The 14706-nt window shown below is 42.0% G+C and carries 13 protein-coding genes and 1 pseudogene; 7 read left to right on the top strand and 7 right to left on the bottom strand.

Features of this window, described 5'->3' with window-relative positions; all coding sequences use genetic code 11:
- From H6G26_RS32085 to H6G26_RS32075, 3 genes are all read left to right on the top strand, one after another.
- Positions 1 to 457, top strand: a 457-nt coding sequence (locus H6G26_RS32085) for a MerR family transcriptional regulator (protein ID WP_242054019.1), incomplete at its 5' end; no start/stop codon positions are given.
- 31 nt (positions 458 to 488) lie between these two features.
- Complete coding sequence (locus H6G26_RS32080; RefSeq protein WP_190734780.1) at positions 489 to 1265, top strand: glucose 1-dehydrogenase; 777 nt, start codon at positions 489 to 491, stop codon at positions 1263 to 1265.
- A gap of 33 nt (positions 1266 to 1298) precedes the next feature.
- A complete protein-coding gene (locus H6G26_RS32075) occupies positions 1299 to 2285 on the top strand; it encodes a gluconolaconase (RefSeq protein WP_190734778.1) in 987 nt (328 codons plus the stop codon).
- A gap of 355 nt (positions 2286 to 2640) precedes the next feature.
- Here the strand turns inward: H6G26_RS32075 and H6G26_RS32070 are convergent, their stop codons facing one another.
- On the bottom strand, positions 2641 to 3069 hold the full coding sequence (locus H6G26_RS32070; protein ID WP_190734776.1) for a DUF5367 domain-containing protein: 429 nt from the start codon (positions 3067 to 3069) through the stop codon (positions 2641 to 2643).
- Between the two features lie 83 nt (positions 3070 to 3152).
- On the opposite strand from H6G26_RS32070, the gene H6G26_RS32065 reads away from it, so the two are divergent.
- Together H6G26_RS32065 and H6G26_RS32060 are read left to right on the top strand one after the other, a co-directional pair.
- Entirely contained in the window at positions 3153 to 3701 is a 549-nt protein-coding gene (locus H6G26_RS32065; protein ID WP_190734774.1) for a TetR/AcrR family transcriptional regulator, read from the top strand.
- A gap of 575 nt (positions 3702 to 4276) precedes the next feature.
- A complete protein-coding gene (locus tag H6G26_RS32060; RefSeq protein ID WP_190734772.1) occupies positions 4277 to 4726 on the top strand; it encodes a hypothetical protein in 450 nt (149 codons plus the stop codon).
- 67 nt (positions 4727 to 4793) lie between these two features.
- Here H6G26_RS32060 and H6G26_RS32055 read toward each other — a convergent pair whose 3' ends face one another.
- The 3 genes from H6G26_RS32055 to H6G26_RS32045 form a co-directional block, all read right to left on the bottom strand.
- Positions 4794 to 5675: a DUF1186 domain-containing protein gene (locus tag H6G26_RS32055; protein WP_190734770.1), complete on the bottom strand. Its 882-nt coding sequence runs from the start codon at positions 5673 to 5675 to the stop codon at positions 4794 to 4796.
- Between the two features lie 416 nt (positions 5676 to 6091).
- Positions 6092 to 6412 (bottom strand): sigma-70 family RNA polymerase sigma factor, encoded by a 321-nt coding sequence (locus tag H6G26_RS32050; RefSeq protein WP_242054018.1) that lies wholly within the window; start codon positions 6410 to 6412, stop codon positions 6092 to 6094.
- Positions 6413 to 6705: 293 nt separating this feature from the next.
- Complete coding sequence (locus H6G26_RS32045; protein ID WP_190734768.1) at positions 6706 to 8952, bottom strand: ATP-dependent RecD-like DNA helicase; 2247 nt, start codon at positions 8950 to 8952, stop codon at positions 6706 to 6708.
- A gap of 145 nt (positions 8953 to 9097) precedes the next feature.
- On the opposite strand from H6G26_RS32045, the gene topA reads away from it, so the two are divergent.
- Positions 9098 to 11242, top strand: coding sequence for a type I DNA topoisomerase (gene topA, locus H6G26_RS32040; protein WP_190734766.1), 2145 nt, complete (start codon positions 9098 to 9100; stop codon positions 11240 to 11242).
- Positions 11243 to 11319: 77 nt separating this feature from the next.
- Here the strand turns inward: topA and H6G26_RS32035 are convergent, their stop codons facing one another.
- The 3 genes from H6G26_RS32035 to H6G26_RS32025 all read right to left on the bottom strand — a co-directional run bounded on the left by H6G26_RS32035 (position 11320) and on the right by H6G26_RS32025 (position 13913).
- Positions 11320 to 12288, bottom strand: coding sequence for a ParB/RepB/Spo0J family partition protein (locus H6G26_RS32035; protein ID WP_190734764.1), 969 nt, complete (start codon positions 12286 to 12288; stop codon positions 11320 to 11322).
- On the bottom strand, positions 12285 to 13061 hold the full coding sequence (locus tag H6G26_RS32030; RefSeq protein WP_190734762.1) for a ParA family protein: 777 nt from the start codon (positions 13059 to 13061) through the stop codon (positions 12285 to 12287). Before H6G26_RS32030 ends, H6G26_RS32035 begins: the two co-directional genes overlap by 4 nt.
- 477 nt (positions 13062 to 13538) lie before the next feature.
- The gene (locus H6G26_RS32025; protein ID WP_242054017.1) at positions 13539 to 13913 is read right to left on the bottom strand and encodes a sigma-70 family RNA polymerase sigma factor; all 375 of its coding nucleotides are present in this window, start codon (positions 13911 to 13913) and stop codon (positions 13539 to 13541) included.
- A 479-nt stretch (positions 13914 to 14392) separates the two neighbouring features.
- On the opposite strand from H6G26_RS32025, the pseudogene H6G26_RS32020 reads away from it, so the two are divergent.
- Positions 14393 to 14706 (top strand): annotated as a pseudogene (locus H6G26_RS32020) (hypothetical protein); the annotation flags it as partial.

Here is a 14706-nt window from a genome sequence, read left to right as displayed (position 1 = left end):
GTTTTATAGTCTTGGTATGACAAGCAAATTCACCATCCAACAAGTTGCTGAGGCAACGGGGTTAAGCATCCACGCTTTACGTTATTACGAGAAAGTGGGTCTGTTAGCACCGATTAAGCGTGCCTCAAACGGTCATCGGCGGTATTCTGCTGAGGATATTGTCTGGTTGGAGTTCTTGGTGCGGCTCCGGGAAACTGGAATGCCGATTCAAAAAGTGCAAGCCTTTGCCGATCTGGTTCGTCAACACCCTGATCAGGTCAGTCAACGCCGTGTACTGCTAGAAAACCACCGCGAACAGGTCAAACAACATTTAGAGGAGTTGACCAATCATTTGCAGGTGATTGATTTGAAAATTTCACATTACAAACACCTCGAAACAACAGGGGAAAGCGATCACAACTGTATCTTCTGGAAACACTATCTAGAAAATGCGTTAGATGACCAAGTGAACGAATAATTTTCACAATGATTCAATCTCAGGAGACAGAATGATCAACTTTCAAGGAAAGGTTGCCCTGATTACTGGGGGTAGCTCTGGCATGGGTCGTGCGGCAGCGATCGCGTTTGCCAAATATGGTGCAAAGGTCGTTGTTGCAGCCCGTCGCGAAGATCAGAGTCAGGCGGTAATTACCCAAATTTGTCAGATGGGTGGAGATGCCCACTGGATTAAAACAGATATGACCAATCCTGAGCAGATTCGCTCACTGATTGAGCAAACTGTCGAATATTATGGTCGCCTCGATTTTGCCTTCAACAATGCTGGAACAGAAGGCAAATTTGCACCCATGATCGAACTCTCTGAAACCGATTGGGAGCAGACTATCACCGTCAATTTAAAAGCAGTTTGGCTCTGCATGAAGTATGAAATCGAACAAATGCTCAAACAGCCCGGTGGCGGCGCAATCGTCAATACGTCTTCTTGGCTGGCAAAAGGTGGGTTGGCAGGCTCCACCATCTATTCAGCGAGTAAAGGCGGACTGGATAGTATGATCCGACCTGCTGCTTTGGAGTACGCGCCGCACAACATTCGGATCAACAATATTAACCCTGGCATCATTGATACAGAAATGTTGCGACGCTTTTTTCATCCGGATGATAATGCAGCCAAGCCCTTCATTCATCACATTCCTGTCCAGCGTTTGGGTACATCAGAAGAACTGGCAGAAACAGTGGTTTGGCTCTGCTCTGATGCAACTTCCTATATCACCGGACAAACGATTTCCGTAGATGGTGGTTATACCATTCCGGGGCATCGTGTTGCCTAAATTTGTGATCTAGAGCTTGGAGAAATGAAGTAAATGAAAAGGCGAGATGTATTGATTGCTTTGTCCGGGTTGGCTGCGATTACCGCCGATGCTCTTTATCCCACTGCTGCTTATGCCAGAGAACTGTCTCCCATTGAATTGCCTTCTAGCTTTCAATATCCTAATGGCATTGCACGTACTAAGGATGGCACACTTTATGTTGGTTCTGTTACGAACGGTCGTATCCTACAAATTTTTCCAAACGGTAGGATTGAAACACTTTTTCCGGGTAACAGCGACATATTTGCTGTTACTAGCCTCCGCCTAGATGAAGCACGAGAAATCTTATGGGGAGCTTCTCCTGATGTTTTAGGCACACCTCAATCCAATGGTGAAATTGTTCGTAGACCAGGGCGAATTTTTGCGCTCGACACTCGCTCTTTGAAAGTGCTGCAAATCATCATCATGCCTGATGGTGGTTTTGGAAATGATCTTGCACTCGACACGAATGGCGGTGTTTATGTGACCGATAGCTCACGCCCTCGAATTCACTACCTCCCACCTGGAGCGACTCAACTTCAGACTTGGGCGGAAGATGAGCGATTCCGCACCCAATTGCGATTTGGACTGTCTGGAATTGTTCGCAGACCGGACGGTGTTTTATTCGTGACGATGTACTCTGATGGTCGATTGTTTAAGGTAACGCCGAGAACGGTCGAAAATCCCGTGATTGAAGAAATTAGCCTACCTCGCAAAATCGATGGTTCCGATGCGATCCAGTTAGCTAGTGATGGCTCTCTGATTATGCTTGAAGCCGGAATCGAGAGTGGCAACGGTCGCGTATTACAACTGCGCCCATTGGAGGCTGGAGCGAAATCTCAATTTAATGTCTTAGCATCCAGGATGGATTTACCCGTTAATTTAACCGTTGCAGGCCAGGAAGTTTGGGTAACAGAATCGCTCTTCCGTCATCGTCTTGTACCAGGACAGGAGAAAAAGATTCCGAATCGTTTTTTTGTTCGTCGTTTTGTGTTGCCGTAGATATACAGCGCTTCCGGCTATTATGCAATATAGTTCTCTCCTTGCCCCTCTCCTATCATCGCTTTCAGCTTTTAGAATGTAGCTCATAGCTACCGGAAGTGCTGTATCTGAATTTTTCAAACGCTGCCAGTCCCTAGGCTGAATCTGTCCCCTTTTTTTTTACCCACTTGACAAATGTGCAATTATCTTAACCTGTCACGGGTGTCAGAAACCTGACAGTATAAGTGCAAAGCCTGTGTGAGGAGCCAGCTAACGACCAAGATAAGCGGCGGTAGACGACCGGGAGCAACTCTGCCAATATCTTCTATCCGTCCGCTTTATCAACTTGTTAAGTTGCGTCGCTACAGATTGCTCTTTATTGCCCTGTGCTTACGAGCCGTGTCTCAGAAATAGACTGCGAAATGGCTTTTGCAGACATGAACCAAGCAGCACCGATCAGTGTCGAGTACCCTCCAAACAAAAAAGCTGCATATCGCCCTGCTGTTTCGGGTTGCATATTGCTCATGAATTCTGAAAAACCAGCAAGAATTGGAATTTCGCCCAACATTCCTGGCAAAACAATACAAATTGCGCCCTGTAACCAGTCTTTCTGCTTAATGTTGCGCCACTTCATCAGTCCCAGAGAAACAACAGCGTAGGAAATGCCCGTGAAGATTACATTGAGCCAATACCCAACAGCAGAACCTTCAAAGAAGGATGAACCAGTCATCCGATAAACTGATGTCCCTGCTGCCCAGATGACGAAGCCGAGTGAGATGAAGCCAATCTTGTCTTTTGTACTCATGGTTTTGCCCTGCTTAATGATGTTAACGTAATAGTCGTTTCGTTAATTATTAACGTAATAGCTATTACGTTAACTGTCAACTCATGAGCCGACCTACTGAACCTCAAAAGAAGCAAGAACTTCTGGAACAATGTCTATCTGCTGCAATCGAGGCAGGAGCATTGGATTCGAGCATCAATATGATCGCTAACAAGATAGGCACTAGCGGACGAATGCTCGTTTACCACTTTGGCTCAAAACAAGAATTGGAGCGACAACTCATTGGTCTGTTAGAGATTCGCTTGCGCCAAAAGCTATGGTCATTTCAAAGCCTGTCGCTTGTAGGAGCAGATTGTCTGGCAGAACCATTACTCGAAATGTGGAGCCATTTGACTTCACCAGACATGCTGGGCTTGCTGAAATTGACGATGGAGCTAAATCAACGTGCCATACAAGGCGATTCAGAAACACAACGTTTCGTAGAGCAAGAGAGCCAAAAATGGATAGATTCTCTGTTTAATCTCACAAATGACAAAACTACTGCTTTATTGCTATTCCACTTATTTCAAGGCGCAATCTTAGACTTCTTGACTACGGGAAATGCACAACGTGGACAGCAAACCATCAAGGCTTTCACCGAAACGCTGCGGTAGCTTCAACGCGGTTGTTGTTCAGATCGTCTCGAAAAGATGAAGAATTGCTTAAGCCACGACTTGATAAGATTCCGTCCGAGGAATGGAAGGATCTCAATCTTGACCTAACTCCGCGGGAATATGTTATGGACTAGAGCGGTAAAACTTGCTAGAGGTAGGTTGGAAGCATAGTAAACTCGTTTGATATTTTCTAAGATGCATACTTAATTAAGCCTTTAGTTTCACCTCTCCAGTTAGTTTTGCCGTTCTAGGTTATGGAAAATAGATCAGCCGAAGAAAGTTTGATGTTTGGGACATGAAGTCCTGTAGTGTGAATTTGCGGTAAGCTGACAATACCTTACTGTAACCAAGTTGCACTATGATGTGATTGAAGCATCTGTATCCGGCTATGTTCAAAAGACTAATATCGCTCCTTCTGCTCTGTTGGTAACTTTAGCTAGCAACCATCTGATGTCTAGCAATAGCTCAACCTACCTCACCATTTTTAGTTAGGAGTAAGTGTTAATTCTTCACGCTTGTTATAGTTAACCTTATGTTACAAAACCAAATGTAGTTAATCAAGCTTTCATCGTAGCATGGTTAAAAATAGCGTTAATAAAAAGCCAGATAAAACAATTAAAAAGCGGCATCGCTTTTTTCTCAATCCTTATAGTGATTGTGCGTTCACTAAATGCCCCAAATGCGATAGTAAAACTAAGTTACGTAAGTTCCCTTTGGTAATCCACATTGAACCTAAACAGCTATTTTTACTCAATAAACAGTGTAAATATTGCCCAAGCTGCGACTTAATTATTGCTAAAAAACAGGAAATTGAGCCATTGATGGCTGCTACTTTTGTCCAAACAAATCCTCAAATTGTAGGTAATAACTATGTAGTTATGGGAACAGTTGATAAAAAAGATTGGAAGGAAGGCGACAAAAATTTGCTTTCCCCATCGGAAATGATCGGACGTATATACGTCTTCAAAGATGTTTGGAATTTTGAAGTCATTCCGGCAGGTTGGTATCCTAACGAAGAAAAATAATTCCAAAAAATTCTAAGTTTTTTATCATTATTAGTGAAGTTCGAAAAATTTTGCTAAGATTGATGACTCATTTCTTTTTAGAACGATTTTTTCTCCGAGATTGCTTTTGCATTTTTTTCTTATCCCTAGCTTTATTTTTAGACTTTTCAGATGTTCCAAGGCTAAATCCTTCTGGAATAAAAATATTATATGATGGCTCTCTCTCTTGTGGTTGGAAACAACTCCAACTCTCCATTTCTAAGATTATATCTTTAATAAAAGAATACTTTGTATTGTTACGTAGTCTATTTAAAGCTTCTTCTCTCTCTACTACTAGATAAGTGCTTACATCTTCTTGGTCAATAAAAAACAAATCAACCAATTCTTCTTCAAATGCCCGATCTATTTGTTCTTGCAGTTCGACTGCACAAAGCTGTGCGCTATTGGTTAGTAAAGTAGTTTGGATATAATAATCTTCTTTATCTAAAGTAGAAAACAGCTTGGCATAATATTGTATCACCTGTTCTCTAGTAATGACTTCTTGAGCTATTAAAACCAATAATGCTTCTAATGCAGCACCCCTTACATATTCATTGGCTTCTGGATTTTCTATAAGTTGCTTTATCGGCTCAATATTTGAGCCACTAACGGAAGCAAGTATTCTGCATAAATCTTCAGTTACTATATCTCCAGTTACATCTAATGCCACATCCCCAGGAACTGAAAAAAACTTGATAATTGTAGGATATGCTGCTACTTCCCTAAATTGTGCTAGTAAATATAAAGCATGGATATGTAAAATATAGTCTGATTTTTCTAGTAGCTCTTCTAAATTGTTACTTAGTTTGTCTAAAATTTTTATTAATATAGATGTAATGGTTTCTCGCTCTTCAATGGCTCTTTCTAACGCTAAACGAGGAAATTCCTTAGTGTTATTTTCTAGTTGGGCTAAAATTTCTTCTATTTGCATCTGTCCAAGATTAGCACTGTTACTACTAATTAACTTAAAGTAGTTTATCAAACTGTGTACTGTAATTTATTAATTTTATCAAAACAGAATATATGCGTCAGTCGCCAGAATATAGGAAAGGTATTTTGTGCGACTGGCGGATAGCATAGCGTTAGCGTTCGCGCAGCGTCTCATAGAGAGGAACGAGCGTCCGTAGGAGCGTCTGAATCAAGGGGCTTAAAACCCCCACTAAATCTGCATATTTAGTGGTCAACAATGAGCGTGGCGGGTCTGAATCCCCCACTGATAGCGACGCGGAAAGCGAGGAACGAGCGTCTTGATTCTGACTCCTGAATTCTTCTTCAATAAGTATTTCAGTGAGGTGAACAGGCAATCTAATAGTGCGGGATTGTTCTGCAATTGCTCAAGTTAATAGCTTAACTAATCCACCAGTAGGCGTAGGTTAATAGCTTATAGCCCCGGTTGGGATCAAACTTTTCTATACCCCTTTGTAAACCGATTGCTCGTTCTTGGATCAAATCTAAAAATTCCAAATTGCGGTTTTGATATTTTTTAGCAACAGATACTACCAGCCGCAGGTTAGCTGTCACCATTTTTTGTTTGGCTCGTTGCCCCAGCTTTTGTATTTGAGCAATTTCAGCTTCGGTTTTGTCAGCATCAACAGCTAACTCAGTAATAGTTGGTTTTCGTTCTAGTTGTTGGGCGAGTTCATTTTTTCTTTGTTCAATTGCCATCATCTGCTGTACCTGCCATAAGCAATTTCTTGGTCTGCGGTCAACACCCTAGTAACGGTCAATCTCTTGCAGGTAAACGCGAACCATGTCGGAACTAGGACTGGACATACAACTTGAGAGCTATTTAATAACCAGCGCAGACTTAAACTATACATCAAATAATTCAATTGCTGACTCAATTTTACTGACTTAAATAGCCAAAAAGATTAACTTGGCGCAGACCCAATTCGTCGTTATACAAGAGTATTTTAGTTTTTTGTTTGTTTAACCAAGCTGATATTCTGCGTTCATGTTCATCAATTCGGCTGCAACAACCTCTGCCATAATCTTGTGTAACGCTGCTGGTCATTTGTCGTTCGTACAGCCAAGGATATCGCTTTCTTCGAGCCAACCACAATGGCTAATTTTCTAGCACGAGTCAAACCTGTATAAAATAAGTTACGTGACAGCATCATATAATGTTGCATATACAAAGGCATAATTACTACAGGATATTCGCTGCCCTGCGACTTATGGACTGAAATAGACCACGCCAGCGTAATCTCATTCAAATCAGCATAGTCGTAAACTACAGGGCGACCACCATAGTCAACTGTCACCTCTTGCTCCTCAGTATCAATCCCAGAGATAGTTCCTAAGTCTCCATTAAACACTTCGCGGTCGTAATCATTAGTCTGCTGGATAACGCGATCTCCCACCCGCAGAGTCATCCCACCTCTAGCTATCTCTGCTTTATCGGGACTAGGCGGATTGATCAACCTCTGCAACACCATATTCAGGTTGCGCGTTCCTACCAAACCCCGCGACATCGGAGAAAGTACCTGAACATCACAAGCCGGATTAAAACCCAGCCGGGGAATAAACTCGCTAATCAACTCGCAGATTGCCTGTACTCCGTGTTCTGGCTCATGTCCTCCACCATGCCACAAGCAATCTGACACAGGATTGTCGCTAATCGGTTCTATGTTCGGATAATCGCCCTGATTGATTTGATGCGCTGCTGTAACAATTGCACTAAGCTTAACTTGACGAAATACTTGCGTTAGCTTGACTACTGGCACTTTTAAACAATTTATTAGGTCTGCTAGCACTTTCCCAGGGCCGACTGAAGGCAATTGATCAATGTCACCTACTAATAATAGTTGCGCTCCCTCAGCAACAGCTTTCACCAAGGAATGTGCCAAAAACAGGTCGAGCATAGAGGCTTCATCCGTGATAATTGCAGTGTAGGGTAATGGATTAGTGTTGTCGCGTTTGAAACCCATTGTCTTGGGGTCGAACTCTAGCAAGCGGTGGATGGTTTTCGCTTCTAAGCCCGTCATTTCTGACAACCTTTGTGCTGCTCTACCCGTTGGTGCAGCCAGAGCTATTGTTTTCCCCATTGCTTTCCACAGGCTGACGATGGTGTGGGTTGTGAACGTCTTGCCAACGCCAGGGCCACCAGTGAGTACCATGACTGGAGAATAAGCTGCCTTCTCCACTGCTTGCTGCTGTTGTGGCGACAACTGGATTTTGCGACTAGTTGTAAATCGTTCTATCCAAGCTCGGACACGGGGCATATCCTGTACTATCGGCAGGCTCAAGCGTCGGCATATCATCCGCGCCAAGTTCATCTCTGTGTGAAAAAACGTTGGTCTATAGCACAGTAGCAGTTTCTCTCCATCATTGCCCCGCACAATTTCTCTGATTAATTCTTCTTTTGCGCCCATCTGTTTAATAATGTCGGCGATCGCTTCGGGGGCTGGCTGATGGTCATCAGTTGCCAGCAATTTGATGACTTTCTCAATGAGTTCTGGTTGGGGTAGGTAACAATGTCCATCTTCGGCTGCTTCGGTTAGTGCATGGATGATGCCAGCACAGTATCTAAATTCGGAGTCCGTTGGTACACCTAAGTTTCGTGCAATCTTGTCCGCAGTCAGAAAACCAATGCCGTAGATGTCCGTTGCTAGTTGGTAGGGATTAGAGGTGACTGTAGCGATGGAATTATCTTGGTATTGTTTGTAAATCTTGACTGCATAAGTTGTTGAAACACCGTGGCTTTGCAAAAATACCATCACTTCCTTGATCGCCTTTTGAGTTAACCAGGCATTCTTGATGAGCTTGATCCGCTTTTTGGCTATGCCTGAAACTTCAATGAGCCGATCAATTTGGTTTTCAATTATGTCTAGAGTTTCCAAACCAAAATGTGCAACGATGCGTTTGGCTGTGACTGGCCCAACACCTTTGATTAGCCCACTGCCTAAATACTTTTCAATTCCGGTGAGGGTCGCAGGTTTTGTTTCTTTGTAATTGGTGACTTGGAATTGTGGCCCATACTGCGGATGCTCTCGCCAAAAACCTGTTAGCTGAAGTGTCTGTCCTGGTTGAATATTTGCAAAACTGCCGACGATTGTGGTGAGGTCGGTAGAACGTGAACGAGTTAAACGCGCTACGGTATAGCCGGATTCCTCAGAGTGAAAGGTCAGGCGTTCTATTACCCCTGTGATCGTTTCGTAGTGCGGGGTAGCGTTTACTTGTTGAGTAGATGTTGAGGGTGTGGACATTGATTCTCTAAAATGCCACAAAAATTTACTAAAGGTTGTAATTTCAAACTAACAGCAGGGGAATTTATTATAGTACATTTATACTAAAAATAGTATTGCTATTCTCACAGACAAACTAATATAAGACATATATTGTACATCTGCTATGCCCAAACGTCTTTTAATTGTTGAATCACCAGGGAAAGTCAAAAAACTCAGCCAGATTCTCGGTGCAGATTGGATTGTACGCGCCAGTTGTGGACATATTCGGGAACTAAGTGCTCAGGGAGATGATTCACTCGGTTTCAGCATGAACGGCTCTCATGTCCAATGTGACTATGTTCCACGGGATCAGCGTGCCAAAGAAACCATTGGACAACTTAAGGCTGCTGCCAAAGGTGTAGACGAAGTAGTTCTGGCTACTGATCCAGATCGCGAAGGTGAAACTATCGCTTGGCATTTAGCGCAGGTTTTGGGATTGAAAGACCCTAAACGGGTTGTCTACACCGAGATTACAGCATCAGCAGTACTAAATGCGATCGCCAAATCTCGAAAACTCGATTTCAATTTAGTTGGTGCAGGGTTATGCCGAGATTGCTTGGACAAATTGGTAGGCTACAAAGGCAGTCCGCTAGTTTGGGCATTGAACAACGGAGCCAAAAGCGTTGGTAGAGTCCAAAGTGCAACTCTACACTTGATTTGCCAGCGAGAACGAGAAATTCAAAACTTTGTCCCCCAAGATTACTGGAATGTTTGGGTTGATTACGCCGAAGGTTTCCGAGCTTTTTACAATGGCACAACCAAGGGGAGCCAAAATACGCCACAGCAAGAAGCCGAAACTAATGATGATGCGGCTTTTAACAAAGAACAAGTAACAGAGAGTAAGCGTGTTTTGTCTGAAACTGAAGCTGCAAGGCTAGTCCAAGAGGCGCGGCAGTATCCTCATCAGATTGTCCAAATTGAAGGCAAAACTGTTTATCGTCAGCCACCACCACCATTTACGACTTCTACGCTTCAGCAAGCGGCTGGTTCTAAACTGAGATTCTCTCCTGACAAAACCATGCTCCTGGCTCAAAAGCTTTATGAGGCAGGGCTAATCACTTATATGCGGACAGATTCGGTGATGCTGAGTCCTGAATTTTGTGCGAGTGCGCGTCGGTGGTTGGAGCAAAACGATCCATCAAATGTGCCGCAGCAACTCGCCAAACACCGCAGCAGCAAAACGGCTCAGGAAGCTCACGAAGCTATCCGCCCAACAGATGTTTTTCGACCGAGCGCACAGTTACGTATAGAAATCCCAAATGATGAATTTAACCTGTACGTCATGATTTGGAAACGCGCTCTAGCATCTCAATGCAAATCTGCTCAACTACGTAAAACTCAAGTGATCTCGCAATCAGGCAATCTGTCATGGCTTGCCAAAGGACAAATAATCGAGTTCTACGGTTATGCCCGGTACTGGAATAATCTGAGCAAGGATTCAATTTTACCTGCTCTGCAACAGGGACAAGCGCTAACTCTGTCTAATGCTGCACACGAGAAAAAACAAACCCAGCCGCCACCACGCTACAGTGAACCCAAACTAGTACAGCTAATGGAACGCAAAGGCATTGACCGTCCCAGTACCTATGCTCCCACTGTTGCTACCCTCAAAAAGCGCGATTATGTTCAATTAGTCAAAGACAGCCTACAACCTACTGCGTTAGGGTTAGAGGTTGATGCTTTTTTACAGAAGGCTTTACCCGATCTGCTCGAAGCCGAATTTACCGCCAAAATGGAAGATGCCCTGGATGCGATCTCCCTTGGTAAACATTCCTGGCAGCAATACCTTACCTCTTGGAATCAGGATTATTTGGTCCCTGCTCTTTCTAGGGCTAAAACTTTAGTTACTTCTTCGCCCAGCAGTGCTTCTGTTGAACGCAAGTATGAATTTTCCCGCACTAAATGCCCTGTGTGCCAAAATTTTCTCACCAAAATCAACAGCACTAAGGTCAAGAAGAAATATTTTCTTAAATGTATTAGTGGCTGTGAAAATATTGTCCTGTTTTGGAATGACACCACTAAATCTTGGTATGCACCTCAACACAAAGAAAGTAGTGGACAACAGCCTGCTACCACAGTAACGTCCTATCCCTGTCCAGTTTGTCAACAGCCTTTGTCCGAGTATAGTTACGCCAAAGATGGGCAACCTAAAACTATGCTGCGCTGTTCTAACCCTCAGTCTCGCCAGGATAAGAAACACAGGGATGTGGCTTACTTTCATACAGCCAAAGGTTGGTGGAGTCCTAAATTTGGCAACTTAATCGATTAACAACAAATGTCTGTACGACAAAACTTCCAACTAGGGTTGATGGGCGGTATTACACGCAGATTGCGAGAACTTTATTTCTAACCATTGAAATCATTCTCAATCTCAGACGTTAAATCTGTTTCAGTCAAAAGCTTTTCTATTTGACCAATACTCTTCATAAGTTGTTTGACTTTTTTATCATCATCCCAAACCTTACTTTTTTTAAGAAGTTTAAAGATGTCACTAGTTTTTTCTTGATACTGTTTTTTAACGCTTACATTTTTCTCGTCTTTTGGACTTTGCTGAATAATTTCTTTTACTATTTCTTTAATTTTAGACAGAGAAAGACTCTCCTCTATTGCCTGTCTCAACACCTCAGTTCGTTTTTCTTTATCTTTAATTTTAGATATTGCCAAAGCTTTTGTATACTCTATTTTTCCCTCTGCTAAAGCTGCTTTAATATCATCTTTTAGATTTAGTATAGGGAGTCTGTTTGATACAAAAGACTGCCACGTAATTTTCCCTAATTGAGTAAAAACTTTTTGTATGGTAAGGCTTTCTTTGTTGGACATAACGTTATGTCCAGTTTCACCGTTATAGGCATGGTGCATCTGATACATGTGTTGAACTACTGTTTCCTGGTCTATCTCTAGCAACATTGCAAGTAGTTCTAAAATTCCAATAGTTTCTTCATAAACATTCAGGTCTTCACGTTGAAGGTTTTCAACTAAACGAATGCGGCTTGCTGTGATGTTATCGCATTCGATGATATTTACAGCTACATTTTCTAACTTAGCTATTTGGCAAGCTTTAAGGCGACGTTCGCCTGCTACAAGTTCGTAGGTATTTTCTCTAATACACCTAACAACTATAGGCTCTAGCAACCCTACTTCTTTAATGCTATTAGCAAGAGACTCGAGTTTATTTTGATCAAAATATCGTCGGGGTTGAGATTTAGGAAGAATAATTTGGGATATTGGGAACATTGAAGCTTGTGTCGTAGCGTCTTCGTCATTTCCGAATAGCCCATCCAAACCAGATAATCTATCTAATGTACGTTCACTCATAATTTAATAATGTAATTTGCAATGTCTTCAAGTATGGGAACTGCGGGATGATTTTTTTTGTAAAGAGCAAGCGGCACGTTAGCCTGAGCTGCATCTGGAAATACTGTTGATTTAGGAATAGGGGAAGCAACGTATATACGCCCTTCTACCTGTTGTTTAACCTCTGATAATATCCCTGCGTCTTGTAAATTTCGACTATCGTACATCATTGGAACTATACAAGCAATTTCTAATTTCTGATGTCCTCCTTTTTTTACACGAGCAATAGTTTGGAGTAGTTGGTCTGTGCCAAGGTAGCACTTATATTGTGTTTGTAAAGGAATTACTACATGAGTAGCAGCTACTAAACTCATGATACTCAGTATGCCCAAAGAAGGAGGACAATCGATAAGAATGTAGTCGAACTGGTCTAGGACATCATCAAGTACAAGTTTTAGCCGTGTACGGTTATCGATTGTCATATCCTGAAGAATTTCTCGTTCTGTCCCAGCAAGTTTGATATTGGTAGGAATCAAATACATTCCATGAATAGTTTTTTCCCATATATGTAAAGCTGTACGTTCAGTAAGGACACCATAAATATTTTGCTCGTCGGTGAGCTTCTCTTTACTTAATCCCATAAAGGCTGTTAATGATGCTTGCGGGTCTAGATCTACAAGTAGTACTTTGTGTTTAATTGCAAGATGATAGCCAAGGTTTTGAGTTAAAGTTGACTTACCTGCACCACCGGATTGATTCAAAATAGCAATTACTTTTGTCGAATTTCGGTCCATAAACAATTAGATTTGTAATTTCAAGAATTGAGTTATTTAGCGAATATTACTATTTAAGGTTGACAGCTAAGGTCTGGAGCAGAATATTCTATTGCTTGTCCTACGTAATCAAGCAACATTTATTGAACCAAATTTTCAAATCCCAAATAGTTCGACTAATAGTCTCGTTCAGCGTAAGCTTGACGTTAATCATTTTATGTCACGTCTGTTGACCTTGTTTACTAAAATTCAAATCCAAAATTTCTCACGGGGTACATATAAGGCCAAATATACCCCATAAGCCAGATAAATTTTATTGAGTGATTTGGCTCCCACAAATGGGTTATTTAGGGGTTGGTCAGAGACCATTTATAAAGTAAATTTTTAGACGGCTAGACGACGTAACATAATTCGAGTCATAACGGCATATATGGCAGCCTCACTCATTTCAGTCAACTTCTTTCTTCTGGCTTTTAGATTTACTTTATAAATAGTCTCTTATGGGGTAGGCGAATAGTGTGAAATTGTTCTGCAACTGCTCTGGTAATTGACTGCCGAATCCACGCCTTTTGCATAAGTAGAGAATTTATAGCCCCGATTCGGCTCAAATTTTTCTACCGCTTTATGTAAACCTATTGCTCCCTCTTGAATCAGATCCAAAAATTCTAGGTTACTCCAACGATATTTTTTAGCGACTGCAACCACTAAGCGGAGGTTGGCTGTAATCATTAAATGTTTTGCCAGTTGCCCTTGTTCAAGGATTTGGGTTATTTCTGCTTCTGTTTTATTCACCTCGGCACAGAGTTCAGACCCATTTGCAGAACGCTTTAGCCGTCGCATGAGAAGATTTTTTTGCTGCTCAAGTGCCAGCATAGACCTTACAAGTCTTGCATAGAAAATTTCTTGCTCAGGAATAGCCTATCAATGCGACCAATTTCTCGTGGGTAAATTCCAACTGTATCAGAGCCAAAGCTCGCCATCTTACGTAAAGCTAATTTAGACCTTGACAGAGAGTATAAATCAAAGAGTCAACAACGATCTAAATTAATTTCTGCTGCGTTGATAGAAAAGATTTCAAAAATCTTCGGCAGGGGCTATATAGGGGCTATGTATACCCCAGTGATGGTTCAGTCCTTTGGTAACATTTTGACCCCTATATAGGGTATTTATAGGTGCTAAATGGGGTATATTTGACTGGTTGACATTTTGTGCCCCATTTAGCCCCCAAGGGGTTATGATAAGCTCTTGAGATTAGGAAAAAAAGGAAAAGTTATTTTATTCTTCTTTCTCTTGCTCTTGCAGATCACTTGAACAGATAATTTTCACAAATTAAAGTTTATTACTTGGAGCCTATGTCAAACATTCACACCTTACAAAAAATTTTTCCTGCGGGTTTCGATAACGGTTACGGAAGTCTCAAACTTTTAGTCGATGGCTTTGAAGTAGTTCGTGTCCCCAGCTATATAACCAATGCCGAGATGGAAGATGTGCCAGGGCGTGTAGTTTTTAACGGTAGTGCTTATACAGTTGGAGAGTCAGCTTACCGGACAGGGAATTATTTTGATCGCAACACAGACAATAATGAAAATAAAGTCAATAATGCGTTGTTGACTTTATTGGGTGCATTGGCACATCTACCACACCGTAAGGCTTGGCACTTAAAATT

The organism is Nostoc sp. FACHB-888, from assembly GCF_014696655.1.
In the GTDB taxonomy this organism is placed as follows: Bacteria; Cyanobacteriota; Cyanobacteriia; order Cyanobacteriales; family Nostocaceae; genus Nostoc.
This window is presented reverse-complemented; position numbering and strand designations above follow the sequence as displayed.